Origin of the sequence: Yinghuangia aomiensis, assembly GCF_039542225.1 — a bacterium.
GTDB classification, from domain to species: Bacteria; Actinomycetota; Actinomycetes; order Streptomycetales; family Streptomycetaceae; genus Yinghuangia; species Yinghuangia aomiensis.
The window spans coordinates 321,097-336,613 of record NZ_BAABHS010000001.1 but is presented as its reverse complement, the minus strand read 5'-3'; the positions used below and the strand labels follow the sequence as shown (position 1 = coordinate 336,613).

The following is a 15,517-nucleotide window of genomic DNA, read 5'->3' as shown; positions in this document are numbered from 1 at the left end:
CCGCCGCCTACCCCTCCCCCACCCACACCCCCGCCCGCGCCCCCGCCACCGCCGCTGCCGCCGCCCGATCCGCATCGTCAGCGTTCAGCGCAGCCCCGGTATTGAGCAGCGCGTAGTAGAGCGGCGCGGACACTGCCGCAACCACCGCGCGCGGATCGGTCCCGGCCGGGATCTCACCGCGCGCGACCGCGTCCGTGACACACCCCGCCCATTCGCCGATCCGCACCTCGTAGAACCGGTGCAGCGCCTCGGCCGCCTGCGCGTTGCACAGCGACGCCGCGATGAGCGCCTTGAACAGGCGCCCTTGCCGCTCGTCGGTGAGGGTCTTCACGACCAAGCGTGCGTTCTCCGTCAGATCCCCGTGCAGGGAACCGGTGTCGCTGCGCGGCAGCGACTGCTCGGCCATGTCCGCCAGCAGGTCGGCCGCGAGCGCCCCCGGCGCGTTCCAGCGCCGGTACACGGTGGTCTTGCCGACGCCCGCGCGGCGCGCGATCTCGGCGAGGTCGAGCGCATCGAAGCCGTCCTCCGCCAAGGCGTCGCCGGCCACGCGCAGCACGGCCTCCCGCACCCGGGCGGTGCGGCCGCCGGGGCGGGTGGTGCCGGGGGCTGGGGTGCTGGTCATCGGGCCTCCTTCCGGCCGGCTTGCTCCGGCGCGACCACCACTCTATCGGAACCATAGTTCCCTTAATGGCGGAGTCGGTGCTACGCTCTTCGACGTAACGGAACTCCAGTCCCGTTAAATCGCTCGGAGGAACCCTGCCATGTCCACCACCACGCCCTCCTCCCGCCCGGCCGCCGCACCCGACGCGGCCTCGGTCACCCCCGCCGCAAGCCCCCGGCCCCACGCCACCACCACCGAAGCCCCCCACACACGCCCCGGCCCCGACCGGCCGCCCCGCACCACCGACTCCCGTACCAGACTCGTCCTCGCGGTGCTGCTCGTCGCCCAGTTCATGCTCGCCGTCGACTTCTCGATCCTGAACGTCGCGCTCCCCGCGATCGGCGACGGACTCGGCTTCTCCCTCGGCAACCTGCAGTGGATCGCCACGTCGTTCGCCCTGTCCGCGGCCGGCTTCACGCTGATCTTCGGCCGCATCGGCGACCTCGTCGGCCGCAAGCGGATCTTCCTCGGCAGCCTGGCCCTGCTCGGCCTGGCATCGCTGGTCGGCGGGCTCGCCACCAGCCCCGCCGTCCTGCTGGCCGCACGCGTCGCCCAAGGCCTGGCCACCGCCGCCGCAACCCCGGCGGGCCTGTCCCTGCTCACCACGTCGTTCCCGGAAGGCCCGCTGCGGCAGAAGGCCCTCGGCCTCAACGGCGCGCTGATGTCCGCCGGGTTCACCGCGGGCGCGGTCCTCGGCGGGGTGCTCACCGAACTGCTCTCCTGGCGCTGGGCGTTCTTCATCAACGTGCCGGTCGCCGCGGCCGTCCTGCTGATCGCGCCGTCCGTCATCGAGGAATCCCGCCCCGCGGAGCGGCCCAAGCTCGACGTCCCCGGCGCGCTCTCCGTCACCCTCGGCCTGCTGGGACTCGTCTACGGCCTCACCCAGGCCGGCGAGCACGGCTGGACCGACCCGCTCGCCCTGACCGGCCTCGTCGCCGGCGCCGTCCTCCTCGCCGGCTTCCACGCCGTCGAACGCCGCGTCGCCGAACCGCTCGTGCCACCCGCCGTCCTGCGCCGCCGCAACGTCGCGTGGGGCAACGTGCTCGGGCTCGTCGCCTTCCTCACCGAGACCTCGCTGGTCTACCTGCTGACCCTGTACCTGCAGAAGGTCCTCGGCTTCTCCGCCCTGCAGGCGGGCGTCTCCTTCGGCGTCCTCGGCCTCGGCACCGTCGTCGGCGGCCTCCTCGCCCCCCGCGTCATCGCCAAGACGTCGACCCGCAGCGCGCTGATCGTCGGCGGCCTCGTCCAAGCCGCCTTCACCGCCGTGCTCCTGCTGCTCGGCACCGCCGCCGGCCCCGCGATGGCGCTGCTGCTCCCCGCCACCTTCCTCGGCGGCGTCGGCAACATGCTGGTCATCGTCGGCTTCATGGTGACGGCGACCTCCGACCTCCCGAACCACGAACAGGGACTCGCCACCGGCCTGGCCACCATGTCCCAGCAGATCGGCATCACGATGGGCACGCCGATCATGTCCGCGGTCGTCACCGCCATCGGCACTTCCGCCACCACCGGAATCCTGCCCGCCGTGAAGACGGCGATCGCCGTGAACGCCGGCCTGGCCCTGGCCGCGGCCCTCACCGCGGCCCTGGTCTTCAGGCGGCGTACGCCCCGGAACCCCTGACCGGCACCCGAGGCCGATCCACGCCGCCCCACGAATCCCCGAAGTGGCCGAGCCACTTCGGGGATTCCGCGACGCGGCGGCATCCCAGCCCAACCAGTCGGGACACCACGGTGATCCACTCCCCACTTGCGCAACCGCAAGCTGAATTCCACGCCGCCCGCCTCGGCCCACGTGCGGCTCCCGCACAGCAGCCACCCGAACCGAACCAACGGTCCCGGTTCGCCGCCACATAGTCGTGGAACCCCTCCGGGTCCTGCGTCCGCTCCCCCTTCAACCGGCAGTCCAACGACCCCAGGCCCTCGACAGGTTGCCTCCCCGGAACCGGTGCCCGAACGGGACCGACCACATCGACGGCAACGGGGTATCGCGGCTTGGGTGGCCGGAGCTGCGGTACGGCCTCCTCCGTCGGGGACAGGAGCTCGCGGGATCCCTGAATCGCGCAGCCCGGGCACGGATCCGGTTGTACCCGTCTCAGCGGTCCTTGACCGTGATCCCGATATGCCGGGCCAAGGCGGGGGCGAGGTCGAGCAGTTGGGGAGTGCTGACGATGGCCCCGTTGAGGGCTTCGGCTCCGGAGGTGATGCCGAGCGCGGTCGCATCGCGCAGGTCGACCCGGCTGAGGGTGGCCTTGGTGAAGTCGACCTTGTCCAGGGAGGTCCCGGGGAAGGAGACATCGGTCAGGGTGGCGCCGGCGAAGTCGACGTCGCGCAGCAGGCAGTCGACGAACGCGACCTCGCGGAGCTTGGTCGCGCGCAGGTTGACCGAGTCGAACTTGCAGTGGTGGAAGACGGTGCGCCGCATCTGGGCGCCGTGGAGCTGGGTGCCGGCCAGGAGGCCGGACAGGCACTCGGTGTCCAGCCAGGTGCTCTCGGCGAGGTCGGTGCCGACGGTGCGGATGCTGTGCATCCACACCGTGTCCAGCCGCGCGCGGCGCAGCCGGCCGCCGTTGAACGTCACCGAGGAAAGCGCCGACTCGGTGAAGCGGCTCATCCCGGCATCGATGTCGTCGAAGGTGGCGCCGTCGATGTGGAGCCACTCGTAGTCCTCCTCCCGTGCCAGGTCCGCGGAGAAGGACTCGAGCCGATGCCGGAAGGGCAGGTCGGACAGGTCTCGGGGAGCAGGGGTAGGCATGGGCGTCCTTTCCGGCGGCAGGCCCGCGTCAACGCCGCCCAGGGCGGGTGTCGGAGGGGATGCCTGCATGGTTGCGCGCAGCGGGCGGCCCCGTCGAATCGCCTTGCGCGGCCTCGGCCGCGCCGTCGATGCGCGGGCCACGGCTCGCATGCAAGGAATCGACGGATCTATTGGCGTGATCTGCACTTAATGTGTCCGTCATTGATCGGATCGTGTCTCGCGATCATTTGCCCTGGCAGCCCAACACGGCCTTCTGCCAGGCATGTTGCCGCGCCGGGGCGGCAGATCCGACTGTCGGCCGGAGGCCGCGACCGGCTTCTCCCAGATTCATTTTGCGCTGCACGCCCATCCGAGTCGGCACCGCCAACGCACTCTCGGCCCGTCCTGGCGAAACCCCCGCACACGGGCGCGAGGACCGGCCTCCGGTGGCGGAACTTCGACCTCGACACCCGGACACACTGCTCGTCCGCAAGCAGCGCCAAAGCGTCGGCGGCGAGAACTGCGCCTGGCCGACGCGGCGGCCGTCCCGCGGATCCGGGTGCCCGAGGCCCGGCACGAGGCAGCCACCCTGCTCGCGGTGAGCAACGTGCACGCCCGCTTCGCGATGGAAATCCTCGGCCACAGCCAGGTCAGCGCGACGATGGTTGCCTGCACGCACGTGCCCGAGTCACCGAAGCGGGAAGCAGTCCCGCACATCGACCGGATGCTGCACCGCCGGCGCACCCGATCGCCGACGTTGATGTCAAAGACTGATGCGAGAAGCCCCGGAGCCTGATCGCTCCGGGGCTTCTTCGCTGGTGGGCACGATCGGACTCGAACCGATGACCCCTGCTTTGTAAGAGCAGTGCTCTAACCAACTGAGCTACGCGCCCGCGCAAGGCGGAATGGCCGCGTGGTGCGGTGGCGGCTGGTGCACAGCGTACCGAATCGGCACGAGTGCACGCGCACGCGTTTCGGGGCGCGGGACGGGGCCGCGGGGCGGCGCGCCCGGGGCGGGTGCGCGGGCGGCGACCGCAGGTCCGGCGGCAGGCGGGAGACGCGGCGGCAAGGAGCGGGGCGGCGCGCAGGGCGAATGAGCCGGTCGTGGGGGGCGAGCCCCGTGGGCGGGAGGCAGGGCGCGCGCAGCCGGGTGCCGCCTCCGGCCGGTGCTTGCGAACCGGCCGTGGAAGGGGACGACCACGGTCGATGCCAGACCCGGCCGCGCACAGGCAGCCAACCGATCCGATCGGCATTTCGTGCGCCGACGGCCGACGGCAATCGTGGCCGGCGCAAGGCAACGCGAGCCGGAGCGACGGAGCGACGGAGCGACGGAGCGACGGAGCGAGTCCAGCCTGAGCTCACGCCCGGCGCGAGGCAGGGCGACGGACCGAGTCCAGCCGGCACTCACGCCCCGCGCGAGGCGGGCCGCCGGCGCCAGGAGCCGCGTGGTCGGCGCTCAGGCGTGGCGGGCCGCCCCCACCTCGACACGCTGTCCCGTCATCCCTCCCCCACCCCGCCCCCAAGACCTCACCACCTCCGCTCCCTCGCCTCTCAGACCTGGGAGGATGAAGTCGGCAACGCGCAGACGGTGACGGGAGTGGGAGTGGCACTCGGGTCGGGACGGCGTCGGGTCGGGGTGGCGGTGTGGCTGCCCGTGCTCGTTCCGCTGCTGGTGCCGGGGGCGTTCGGGGGTGGGGAGTCCCGGCCGTGGCGGCGTCGGCGGGAGGCTGCGCGGGCGGGTGCCGTGGCGGCGCGCGAGGCGGCCGGGGAGGCGTTCCTGCGGCTGGACACCGCGCAGCGGGATCTGCGGATTTCGCTGGAGACCGTGCGTGCGGTCGAGCCGTCCGACCAGACCGATGCGGCGTTGCGCCGGTTCGACGCGTTGAGCGAGACCGTCGACGAGGCCAGTGCGGCGTATATCGCCACGATGGACCGGCATCCGCTGGACGTGGACGCGGAGTCCGCCGACTACGAGGCCGCCCGCCGGGATCTCGACGCCGCCGCGCGGCGGTTGGACGAGGTCGGCAAGGAGCTGGAGCGGTTCGCCGGGACGCTCGGGCCGACGATCGCCCGGGCCGACGCCGCGCTGTCGCAGTTGCCGCCCAAGACCGAGCAGGCCCGGCAGGCGGCGCGGGCCGCCGCGGACGCCGTGCGGACCGCCGGGCAGCAGGGCCTGGCCGGGCCCGCGTTGGACCAGCGCTTGGCGGCGCTGCTCGCCGCGCTCGCGGACTTGGAGAAGGGTGCCGCGGTGCACGGCGTCGCGGGCACGTTGACCCGCGCGGCGCAGGTGACGGAGACCGCGCACGCGTTGTACGAGGAGGCCGAGCGCCTCCCCCGCCTGCGCGACGACGTCACCAAGCGCCTGTCGTCGCTGCGTACCCGCGCGCAGGCGGTGGCGTCCCGCGCCGACAATCTGGAGCCTGCCCTGCACCGGCTGCGCCGGGACTACAGCGCGGCGTGCTGGACGGACATCGCGGACGCGCCGCAGAAGGTCACGCAGGCGGTGGCCGTGGCGGAGGCCCGGATCGACGAGGCGGGCCAGGCCGCGGGGCGGCAGGAATGGGCGGACGCGGTGAGCCGGTTGGCGACCGCGCGCGCCGCGCTGAACCAGGCCGACGAGGCGATGGCCGCGGTGCACGACCGGCTGCGCGACCTGGACGCGGCCGCCGCGGACCCGGAAGCGGAGGTCCAGCGCACCCGGTTCGCGGTCCGCGACGCGCAGCGGCTCGCGGTCGGCGACCGGGCGGTGGCCGAGGAACGCTACGCGCGGCGGCTCGACGCGCTGGTGTTCCGGCTGGACAAGCTCCGCGACGGGCTGGACGCGCCGCATCCGGACTGGTGGCAGTTCCTGTCGGAGGCCCGGGCGATCCGTGCCGAGGTCGCGGGCGTCGTCCAGCAGATCCGCGACGACCGCGCAGGCGCCTGACCCGGGCAACCGAACCCCGCCGCCGCACTGCCCACCCTCCGCGCATGAACGACCCCGGTCCGTGCCACGGTGTTCGCGCGCGGCGGACGTGAGTTCCGCCACACCACTACCGACAAATACGGACAAAAGCCGCGTGGTTTACGACAGCGGGTCAACTCCTGGCGACCCCGGGCGACCGACCCTGCCCGCCCGCAAATCGGTCCTGCCGTTTTACCCGAAACGGCGTTTAAGGTCTTTGACAGCGCGGTAGCGCCGGGACCTCGGTCCCAGCCGTCAGGGCCACCTTCCCCTGAGCCGCCGAGCTGCAAACACGTCGGCGTGCCGGATACCCGGGCGACCCCGGGAGAATCCCCACCCGACGCCGCCCTTCGGGCCGTGGTGCCTCGCACCGCGGCCGCGACTCCCCGGGGACGTGCCCATGCCCGTGCTGCTGATACCGATGCTCGCGTTCGTCGCGCTCGCCGCCGCGCCCTGCGTGGCCGCCCTGCGCCGTACGCCCAAGGCGGACACCGTGCAGAAGATCCCGCTGCACACGCCCGACGTCAACGAGCTTCGGCGCATGATGCACACCGCGTACGACGAAGAGCGCGACCTCCTGCACGAGCAGGCCGTCCGCTGGCTCAATTCGCTCGGCCGCGGCCCTCTCCGGGTCACCGACGTGCACGCCGCCCCGCGCGGCCTCGGCGGCGACAGCGTCGTGCTGAGCGACGGCACCGTGCTGGGCCTGTCCGCGACCGGCACCGCGGTCCGGGAACTCGGGCAGGCGCTCGACCGGTTCGCCGAGGTCACGCTGACCCGTGTGCGGGCCGCCCGGGACGGCTTCCAGCTGACCTTCCACATCGAAGGCCTCCCGCCGGTGCAGGCCAGCGCCGAACTCCTCACGGTCCGCGGCGCCGACGTCTGACGCACCGGCGTCCGGCCCCGGCGCCCGCCGACATCCGGCATAACCGCTGCCCCCCGCACCGCACCGGTGCCGGGGGCAGCGCGTCGCGTAGCCGTGTCCGGCCGTGTCGTCAGGCCGTGTCCGGCCATCGCAGACCGTCTCAGGCCGCCTGGGCCACCCGCACGCGGTCGAGCAGCCAGCGCAGGATCTCCTCGCCCGCCCGCACCCCGGCCGTACCGGTCGCGACGACGTGCGGGGCGTGCCAGTCCAGGTCGGCGAGTTCGCCGTGGCCGGGACGGATGCCCAGGTCGGCGGCGCGCAGCAGCTCGATGTCGAGCAGCGAGTCGCCCGCGGCCAGCACGGTCCCGGCGCCGCTGCGGCGGCGGATCTCCTCGACCGCCGCGCCCTTGGTGAGCGCGTCCGGCACGAAGTACAGCTTGCGGCCCTGCAGCGACACACCCCAGCCGCGTTCCGCCGCCCACCCGGTCAGCTCGTCGACGAGCCCGGCGGGCACCTTGTCGCGCTCCAGCACCAGGTACGTGAACAAGTCCTCGGCGACCCGCAGCTTGCGCGTCCACTCCGGGTCGGTGGCGGCTTCGAGCCGTGCCACGACCTCGGCCAGCGGCGCGGACTCCTCCGCGAGGCGCTTGCGGATCAGCGCATGCCAGTCCTCGTCGGTGACGCCGTCGACGAGGATGTGGCCGCCGTTGGCGCAGATCGCGTACGCGGGCGCCGGCCCCGGCAGGTGGATCCGCTGGTACTGCTTGCGGGTCCGCGTGGTGGTCGGCACCAGCAGCGCCGCCCGGCCCAGCTCGGCGATCATGCGCGACGCGTCGGGCGTCAGGAACGAGATCGGCTTGCCCTCGTGGATCTCCACGGACTCCAGCACCGGAGGCCGGGCGTCCGCCGGCAGCCCGAGCTTGGCGGCGGCCCGCGAGTAGATCAGCGTCCGGTCGAGGTCGCACGCGGCGACCACCGGCCCGGTGCGCGCACCGCGCGCCACCGGGGTCGCGGCAGCGGCACCGGACTTGCCGGCCTTCCCCGCCTTGGCCGCCTTGCCCGCGTCCGCGGCGTTGCCGGCCTCGGCCGTCTTGCCGGGCTTGCCGGGCTTGCCGGGCGTGCTGTCGTGCGTGTGGTCGTGCCGGGCCTTCGTCACGTGACTCCCATGTCGCGGCGGAATCCGGGCTTGACCAGCCCCACGCACGAGTACGGCAGGTCGTCGACCTCGACGACCGCCACTCCGCGCTGGTCCGCGAGCATGCGGACGTGGTCGAGCTCGGTGCCGACGCCGCGCCGGGCAAGGATCATCCACGGCACGCGGCGCAGCAGAACCCGCGTGGTTTCCCCCACGCCGGGTTTGATCAGATTGACGTTGTCGATCCCGTATTCGGTTCCGATGCGCTCGACGGCCCGCCAGCCCTCCCAGCCGGGGGTGCGGTCGGCGGCGGCGAGCGCCGGCCAGTCGCGGGCGACGTCGTCGGCGACCGCGGCGAACCGCGAAGCCACCGTGTCCAGGAACAGGTTCGACACGTCGACGGACGCGAGGTCGCGGTAGAACTTCGCGCCGTGGAAGTCGTCGGGGCCGATCAGGCCGGGCCGCAGCACGGTCCGCGACACGAGGCCGGAGACGGTGGAGTTGAGGCAGGCCGACGGGATGAGAAAGTCGTCGCGGGTGCCGTATGTGCGCACGCACGACCCGGGGTCGGCGAGCACCGCGAGTTCGTCGGAGAACCGCAGTCCGGTCGCCTGGTGCAAGTCGTCCAGGGCTTCGGTCAGTTCGCGGGTGATGGCGCCCTTGCCGGTCCAGCCGTCGACGAACATCACGCGGGCCGGGTCGTATTCGCGGGCCAGCCAGCGCAGCGCGACCGGGTCGATGCCGCGGGCGCGGACGATGGAGACCGCGTGGTGCGGCAGGTCGAGGCCGTGTGCGTAGGCCGCCCAGCGGCGCATGAGTATGCCGACGGGGGTGCCGGCCCGGGCCAGCGACACCAGCACGGTGTCCCGGCCGCGTTCGGCGAGGACGATCTCGGTCACCACGCCCACCGCGTGCGCGATCCGGTCCGCGGTCTCGTCGAGCGCGGCGTGGAACAGCGCCTGGTACTCGGGCGAGGGCTGGTACTCGATCGGCAGAGACTCGGCGTAGTGCGCGCCGCCGTGCTGGATGGCCTCCTCGCGCTCCTCCAGCGGCGCCTCGAGTTCCACGTCCGAGAGGTCCTTGAGCAGCCAAGTGACCTCGCCCGCGGCATAGGAGGAGAACCCCGGACCCGCAAGCGGCTCGGGCAGTTTTCCGGTGTCGCGGACGGTCATATGGCTACCTCGCGGTCGGGGACGGCGGATTCGGGGACATCGGGCGGTGCGCCGGCCGGCGCGGTCGCGGCGGCCGAAGTGCGGGGCGGAGCGGATGCGGGGACATACGAGGGCACGACAACCACCGCTACCCGGTCGGTTACCCCGGCCAGCCGGTCGACAAGACCGCCGTCCGCGTGGAGTGCGGCGGTGTCGGCGGTGCTGTCGAGCACGACGGCAATCGTGTCGAACCGGCGCGCGGCGTCGGCACCGGGGTCGACGTTGTACGCGTACCGCGGGCCGGGGCCGTCCGCGGGATCGTCGTGCGCCGGGAAGTCCAGGCGCGTGCGGATCGCGTAGCCGGGGTCGTCGACGGCGAGCACCGGGGAACGCGTCGTCGTCGAGTAGCGGACCTCGGCCTCGGGCAGCGCATCGGCGAGCGCCCGCGCCAGCCGCAGCGGCACGTACATCAGCTCTTCGAACCCGAGCACGAGCACCCGCCGGGCCCCGGCGAGGGCGGCGCCGGCCTGGGCGCCGAGGGCCGGGAGGACGGCATCGAGCCGGGCCTGGTGGTCGGGGGTGAAGCCGTGACGGCCGCCGTCGGGGAGACCGGCGGGCCAGTCGAGGTCGAGGCGGAGGACGGACGCGGGGCGGGAGTCGTCGACCGACGCCGCCGAACCCCGGGCTTCCTCCGCGGCCACCAACTCCTGGCCGCGCGCCAGGGCATCCTCCGGCAGCGTCACCACACCGCTCGCCAGCGCCACGACGTCCACGCGCGCACCCAGCTCCGCCGCAAACGCCGCCATCGCGGCCCGGTCGGCGCCGGTGCGCACATCGATCAGCGACGCGATCACGTAGCGGCTGCGCGGCGCGACCGTATGGATCTCCGCGATCGTGTTCAACACCGTGCGCCCGGTGGACAGTTCGTCGTCGACCAGGACCAGCGGCCCGTGCCCGGACAGCAGCGCGGGATCCTCCGGCAGCAGCAAGTGCGAAGTGGCGTGGGAGTGCTCCTCCTCGAACCCGCCCAGCGGCTCGACACCGGACACCGGCCGCCGCGTCGAGTGCAGGTAGGTCGCGCCCGCCACCATCTCGGCGACGCAGTGGCCGAGCCCGGTCGCGGTCTCGGCGTACCCGAGGACGACGGGGCGGTGGTCGTGGCTCCCGCCCGCGGCGGTCTGGGCGGTCACGCGCGTGCCGTTGCCCGTCGGCGCCGCTCCGTGGAACCCCCGACCGAGACCGGCTCGACCGGCCCCGGTCGTCTCGGCCTCGCCGACCCCGTCGGCCAGCCGGGCCGCCACCAGCACGCCCAACGCCCGCCCGGACTCGTGCACCAACTCGGGCAGTTGCGGCACATGCTTGCCCAGCACCGTCGACACCAGCAGGTGTGCGCGGCGCGGGTTGCGGCGCAGGGCGAGGCCGACCAAGCCGCGCAGGTCGCCGGCCCCGTCGTACGACGCGGTCACGTCGGTCGAGAAGCTCGGTCCGATGCCGTTCTCGTCGGCGGCCATCCGCAGCCCGAGACGGCGCGCGACCCACGTGCCCGACCATTCGGCACCCGAGTCGGTCGACGCAGACGACGCATCCGACGCGCCCCAGCGGGCCGAGCCGCCCGAGCGCCCCGCCTCGGCCGCGCCGTATCCCGTGCTCATCGCTCTCCGCCCGAACCCGCCGACGTCCCCCGCACGTTCACCGCGTGCGACATGTCCCGCAGCCGCGGTGCCACGCTGGCGCGCACCGGGCCGGCGGCCTGCGCCGACGCCGTGGCGGCCAGCAGGTCGACGAAGCTGACGTCCTCCGCCGCCACGCCGAACGCGCCCGCGCGGCGCATCACCGCTTCGGCCCAGGCCCGGTGCGGCTTCACTTCGTTCATCTTGTTCGTGTAGGCCGAACGCAGCACGCCCCCGCCCGCCGCGCTCTCCGCGAGGATGTCCGAGGCGTCGCTGAATTCCTCGTGGGTGACCACCGACATGGCGTGGATGACCGCGACGTGGCTCGGGTGGATCGCGGTCTTGCCGAGCAGGCCGTTGGCTTTGTCGAGTTCGAGTTCGCGGATCAGCCCGTCCAGGTCGGCGGAGATCAGCCGGGACCGCAGCGCGACGGCCTCGTCCGGGTCCTCCGCCTCGGCGAACGGCGAGCGCCGCAGCTGTGGCTTGAACAGGCGCTCGCCCTGCGGGAAGTACTCCCAGACCGGGCCGGAGATGACGAATCCGGTGCCGTCCGAGCGGCCGAACACGTTGACGATGTCGGCGATCAGGCCGGCGACCAGGTGGACGTCGTAGGCGGTCAGGTCGCGCGACCGGCGCAGCGCGTACGCGGACGCGAAGTCCGTCGCCCCGATCCGCACCGCGAGCACGTGCTCGCGGTAGCCGGCTATCAGCGCGGACAGGTCGGTCAGGACCCGCTGCCGGTATTCGAGATAGGCGATGCTCGGCGATTCCAGCACCGGCATGCCGAGCAGCCGCCGGCCGCTGTCCAGGCCGGCCTCGACGAGCGCCTTGAGGTAGCGGGCGCCGTTGTCCGGTTCGAACTTGGGCATGACGAAGCCGGTGAGCACGGACAGCGCCGGGCCGAGGCGCTCGGTGAGGTCGGTGATCTGCTCGGCGGTGCGGACCCGGACGAACAGCAGCGGGCCGTCGGCGCCGGATTCGGCGTACTCGGTGAGCTGGGCGACGAGGTTGTGCTCGCCCATCTCGACGTCCCGGTCGTCGATCGCGTCTTCCAGGCACAGCACCATCGAGGTGACGCCGCGCGCGGCCTGCTTGGCGATGTCCGCGGCCAGGGTGCGGCGCGTGGCGGGGCTGTACAAGGTGGCGCCGAGTGCCGCGGCGAGCACGGACGGCTCGGAATCGCGGCCGAACTCCTGCGGCGGCCGATGGAACAGCCGGCTCAGCTCGTGGTCGGCCAAGAACGCGAAGTGGCGCATCCGTTTTCCCCCTTGCGTGTCGAGTTTCCGGTCCTGGGCGCGTCCCCCTCGCGCATGGCGGTGCGGTGGGACCTTATTCGCGCCTTCGGCGCGTTCGCGCCCGACCGGGAATCCCGGCAGGCACACATACGGTAACCGAAAAGCAAAATGACAGAAGTTCCCTCCGGGCGCATGCGGAAGACGTTCACGGGCTTGTCACAGCCGTGTCACACGCAATCCGGCCGCCCGCAGCGACGCGGTCGGAAGGCCGGAATTGCCGACGGCACCCGGGTTTCCGGCGGGGCGTGCACGCTGGGTGACGGCCGAAAACCACGGAGCGACAATGTGGCGGGGAGCACGCACGATCCCCGCGCCCGCACTGCCGTCCCCATGCCGTCCCCGGATCTTCAACGAACGCCGATCCGTCCGAGTTCGCGCATTCCGGATGGATCTCCGCACGGATGGGCCGTCCGGGTGAGCCCCGCGGGGCCCGGCGGCACGCCGCGCCCGCCCCCTCGTTGAGCCGCGGGCGCCGTTCCGGGCAGGATGGGGCCATGACGCAGGTGATGACCAAGGGCGCGAACACGGTCCTCGGCGCGGAGTCGGTCCGGGTCGTCCTGGAGTGGCGGCCGGGTGCCGGGGTGCCGGACATCGACTGCTCGGCGCTGCTGCTGGGCGCAAACGGGAAGGTGCGCACCGACGCGGACTTCGTGTTCTACAACCAGCCGCGGCATCCGTCCGGCGCGGTCGTGCACGGCGACAAGGTCGTCGCGGCGGCGGGCTGCTCGGACGCGTTCCGGGTGGACATCAAGGCGCTGGAGCCGAGCGTGGCGCGGGTCGTGGTGGCGGGCTCGGCGTACGAAGGCCGGGTCAGCCAGGTCCCGAACCTGATCCTGCGCGTCTTCGACGCCGGGTCGGGCACGGAGCTGCTGAACTTCCCGATCGCCGGTGCGACCACCGAGACGGCGTTCGTGTTCGGCGAGATCTACCAGCGCAACGACCAGTGGAAGTTCCGCGCGGTCGGCCAGGGCTACGACACGGGCCTGGCCGGGCTGGCGATGGACTACGGCATCAACGTCGACGACGAGGAAGACGACGAGCCGGCCCCCGCGGCCGTCCCGGCGCCGTCCGCGGGACCGCGGCAGGGCTCGGCTTCCCCGGCGCCCGCCGCGTCTCCGTCGGCCGCGACGCCGTCCACCCCGTCCCCGTCGACGTCGTCCCCGTGGCCGACCCCCGCGCCGACCACCGCCGGGCCCGCGAGCACCCCGGCGACCGCGCGGCCGCAGCCGTCCGCCGGGCGCGCACCGGTCACGCCTACGCCGTTCGCCGACCTTCCCGCGACCGCGCTGATGCCCGCGAGCCTGCCGGACAGCGCGCCCCCGGCCGGAGCCTCGACCGGGCCGCAGTCGCCGTACGGCGGCATCCCGATCCCCCCGCCGCCCGGCCTCGACGACCCCGCCCCCGGCTTCCCGGCCACACCCGGGCACGGCAGCGCGGGCGGCCCGGCCTCGCAGCCGGCGTCCGCCGCGGGGCCGGTGTCCAACCCGGGCACCCCGGCGGGCACGCTGACGCCCGCCGGTGTCATGCACATGCCGCCCGGCGGGCCGCAGTACGCCCCGGGCGCCATGCCGCAGGGCCCGCACTCGAGCCCCGGCCACACGCCGCAGGCGACTCCGGCGCACACCCCGGCCCCGTCGGGCCCCGGCTTCCCCGGCGGCCCGGCACCGCAGACCCAGTGGCTGAACAACCCGCCGCAGGGCCCGCAGTTCCAGTAGCGGTACCGGGGGCGCTTTCCGGTCGATGCCAGGAGGGCGCACAGCACGCACCGGCCGGGCTCGGCCGGGCTCGGCCGGTGGTGCTTGCCGAGATTGCCGCTACTCCCCCGCCAGCTTGCCGCGCAGCGCCTCCGCGTCCCGGAGGAACCACAGCTGGCGGCCGCGGTTGCTCTCCACCACGAAGTCGCGCAGCGCCGTGCTCCCCGCGACGTGCCGGTCGATGTCACCGAGCACCGCCAAGCCCATGCGGTAATTGGCGAACTTCTGCACGATCCCGCCCGCGACCTTGGTGCTCAGCCGGAAGAAGTCGTCGCCGAGGCGTTCCGCGGGCACCGCGACCCAGGACGCGCCCTGGTAGTACGCGTTGCCGATCAGGTCCGTGGCGTCCTGCTCGCCGCGCACCGGTTCGCCCGCGGGGTCGCACACGAAGACGGGGGTGCCGCCGAAGTCCTCCACGGCGTCGGCCATGACGCCTCCCTTCCTACCTACCTGCTTGCCTGCTTGCCTGCTTGCCTGCTGTGGTTCGCTCGGCAGTCCAGGAACGCGCCGTCACCGGCCGCGCGGCATTTACTTGTAGCCCCGCGCCCAGACCAGCCCCCACCCGAACGCCCGGTCCAGCTCGGCCTGGAACCCGTCGAGATAGCGCACCACGCGGCGCACGGTGACGTCGTCGCCGTGGTTCTCCACCAGGGCGACCGCGCAGGTCTTGGCGCCGGACGAGCGTTCGTCGAGGCGGACTTCGATGGGGCGGCCGGCGTTCGGGAAGAGGCTCACGACGCCGTTGGCCTGGTCGAAGGCGGGCGTCCCGTCGTAGATGTAGACGAAGATCAGCAGCCGCTTCATGAGCCGCCACTGGTCGAGGTTGATGAACATCGTCTCGCCGGAGGCCGAGCCGGTGCGGTCGTCGTGGTCGAGGCGGACGAACGGGGTCGCGTTGAAGTCGCCGTAGAGGTTGCCGAGCGCCTGCACGACGCCTTTGGAGCCGTCCGCGAGTTCCCACATGCAGCCGAGGTCGAGGTCGATCTTCTGCGGCAGCGGCGGCGCCTGGACCTCGAGCGGACGGAACAGTCCGCCGCGCGGGCGGCCCGGGGCCTCTTCGTAGTGCTGGTTCCAGTGCAGGTTGACGCGGAGCGTGCCGGTCGCCGAACCCTGGCGGGTCAGCGACACCTCGGGGGTGGTCCGGGTCAGGGTGACCTTGTGGCTGCCGGTGTCCGGCTCACCGATCAGTCCGCCTTGCGACCGTCCGAACAACGGCATCGTGCCCTCCCCGCCTCGGCCGGCCGGCGCCGGGCGCGGACGGCGCCCGGTCACCGTGCCGGCACAGCTGACACAAAAATAGCCGTACCGCGC

At 73.2% G+C, this 15,517-nt stretch carries 11 protein-coding genes, 1 tRNA gene and 1 pseudogene; 5 read left to right on the top strand and 8 right to left on the bottom strand.

The features are described from left to right. Positions 1 to 7: 7 nt before the first annotated feature. A complete protein-coding gene (locus tag ABEA93_RS01415; protein WP_345673342.1) occupies positions 8 to 622 on the bottom strand; it encodes a TetR/AcrR family transcriptional regulator in 615 nt (204 codons plus the stop codon). A 139-nt stretch (positions 623 to 761) separates the two neighbouring features. Here ABEA93_RS01415 and ABEA93_RS01410 point away from each other — a divergent pair, with 139 nt between their 5' ends. Further along, the gene (locus ABEA93_RS01410) at positions 762 to 2,282 is read left to right on the top strand and encodes an MFS transporter (RefSeq protein WP_345673341.1); all 1,521 of its coding nucleotides are present in this window, start codon (positions 762 to 764) and stop codon (positions 2,280 to 2,282) included. A 471-nt stretch (positions 2,283 to 2,753) separates the two neighbouring features. Here ABEA93_RS01410 and ABEA93_RS01405 read toward each other — a convergent pair whose 3' ends face one another. Then, positions 2,754 to 3,413, bottom strand: coding sequence for a pentapeptide repeat-containing protein (locus ABEA93_RS01405; RefSeq protein ID WP_345673340.1), 660 nt, complete (start codon positions 3,411 to 3,413; stop codon positions 2,754 to 2,756). Positions 3,414 to 3,990: 577 nt separating this feature from the next. Between ABEA93_RS01405 and ABEA93_RS01400 the strand changes: the two genes are divergently transcribed. Beyond that, positions 3,991 to 4,188 (top strand): hypothetical protein, encoded by a 198-nt coding sequence (locus tag ABEA93_RS01400; RefSeq protein WP_345673339.1) that lies wholly within the window; start codon positions 3,991 to 3,993, stop codon positions 4,186 to 4,188. A 20-nt stretch (positions 4,189 to 4,208) separates the two neighbouring features. On the opposite strand, the gene ABEA93_RS01395 is transcribed toward ABEA93_RS01400, so the two are convergent. After that, positions 4,209 to 4,285: transfer RNA gene (locus tag ABEA93_RS01395), tRNA-Val, on the bottom strand. A 710-nt stretch (positions 4,286 to 4,995) separates the two neighbouring features. Here ABEA93_RS01395 and ABEA93_RS01390 point away from each other — a divergent pair. Together ABEA93_RS01390 and ABEA93_RS01385 are read left to right on the top strand one after the other, a co-directional pair. Further along, the gene (locus ABEA93_RS01390) at positions 4,996 to 6,318 is read left to right on the top strand and encodes a hypothetical protein (protein WP_345673338.1); all 1,323 of its coding nucleotides are present in this window, start codon (positions 4,996 to 4,998) and stop codon (positions 6,316 to 6,318) included. Between the two features lie 418 nt (positions 6,319 to 6,736). Continuing rightward, entirely contained in the window at positions 6,737 to 7,222 is a 486-nt protein-coding gene (locus ABEA93_RS01385; protein WP_345673337.1) for a hypothetical protein, read from the top strand. A 139-nt stretch (positions 7,223 to 7,361) separates the two neighbouring features. Here ABEA93_RS01385 and ABEA93_RS01380 read toward each other — a convergent pair whose 3' ends face one another. From ABEA93_RS01380 to ABEA93_RS01370, 3 genes and pseudogenes are all read right to left on the bottom strand, one after another. Beyond that, positions 7,362 to 8,204, bottom strand: coding sequence for an HAD family hydrolase (locus ABEA93_RS01380; RefSeq protein WP_345673545.1), 843 nt, complete (start codon positions 8,202 to 8,204; stop codon positions 7,362 to 7,364). A gap of 149 nt (positions 8,205 to 8,353) precedes the next feature. Further along, positions 8,354 to 10,998 (bottom strand): annotated as a pseudogene (locus tag ABEA93_RS01375) (phosphoribosyltransferase). Positions 10,999 to 11,135: 137 nt separating this feature from the next. Beyond that, complete coding sequence (locus ABEA93_RS01370; protein ID WP_345673336.1) at positions 11,136 to 12,413, bottom strand: HpcH/HpaI aldolase/citrate lyase family protein; 1,278 nt, start codon at positions 12,411 to 12,413, stop codon at positions 11,136 to 11,138. A 533-nt stretch (positions 12,414 to 12,946) separates the two neighbouring features. On the opposite strand from ABEA93_RS01370, the gene ABEA93_RS01365 reads away from it, so the two are divergent. After that, positions 12,947 to 14,167: a TerD family protein gene (locus tag ABEA93_RS01365; protein ID WP_345673335.1), complete on the top strand. Its 1,221-nt coding sequence runs from the start codon at positions 12,947 to 12,949 to the stop codon at positions 14,165 to 14,167. Positions 14,168 to 14,266: 99 nt separating this feature from the next. Here ABEA93_RS01365 and ABEA93_RS01360 read toward each other — a convergent pair whose 3' ends face one another. After that, on the bottom strand, positions 14,267 to 14,635 hold the full coding sequence (locus tag ABEA93_RS01360; RefSeq protein WP_345673334.1) for a DUF4180 domain-containing protein: 369 nt from the start codon (positions 14,633 to 14,635) through the stop codon (positions 14,267 to 14,269). A gap of 99 nt (positions 14,636 to 14,734) precedes the next feature. Then, positions 14,735 to 15,424: a TerD family protein gene (locus tag ABEA93_RS01355; protein ID WP_345673333.1), complete on the bottom strand. Its 690-nt coding sequence runs from the start codon at positions 15,422 to 15,424 to the stop codon at positions 14,735 to 14,737. Positions 15,425 to 15,517 lie beyond the last annotated feature (93 nt).

Bases quoted from the DNA above. Each gene is read 5' to 3' on its own strand.
- ABEA93_RS01415 (WP_345673342.1), bottom strand. From the start codon at position 622: ATGACCAGCACCCCAGCCCCCGGCACCACCCGCCCCGGCGGCCGCACC.
- ABEA93_RS01410 (WP_345673341.1), top strand. From the start codon at position 762: ATGTCCACCACCACGCCCTCCTCCCGCCCGGCCGCCGCACCCGACGCG.
- ABEA93_RS01405 (WP_345673340.1), bottom strand. From the start codon at position 3,413: ATGCCTACCCCTGCTCCCCGAGACCTGTCCGACCTGCCCTTCCGGCAT.
- ABEA93_RS01385 (WP_345673337.1), top strand. From the start codon at position 6,737: ATGCCCGTGCTGCTGATACCGATGCTCGCGTTCGTCGCGCTCGCCGCC.
- ABEA93_RS01370 (WP_345673336.1), bottom strand. From the start codon at position 12,413: ATGCGCCACTTCGCGTTCTTGGCCGACCACGAGCTGAGCCGGCTGTTC.
- ABEA93_RS01365 (WP_345673335.1), top strand. From the start codon at position 12,947: ATGACGCAGGTGATGACCAAGGGCGCGAACACGGTCCTCGGCGCGGAG.
- ABEA93_RS01360 (WP_345673334.1), bottom strand. From the start codon at position 14,635: ATGGCCGACGCCGTGGAGGACTTCGGCGGCACCCCCGTCTTCGTGTGC.
- ABEA93_RS01355 (WP_345673333.1), bottom strand. From the start codon at position 15,424: ATGCCGTTGTTCGGACGGTCGCAAGGCGGACTGATCGGTGAGCCGGAC.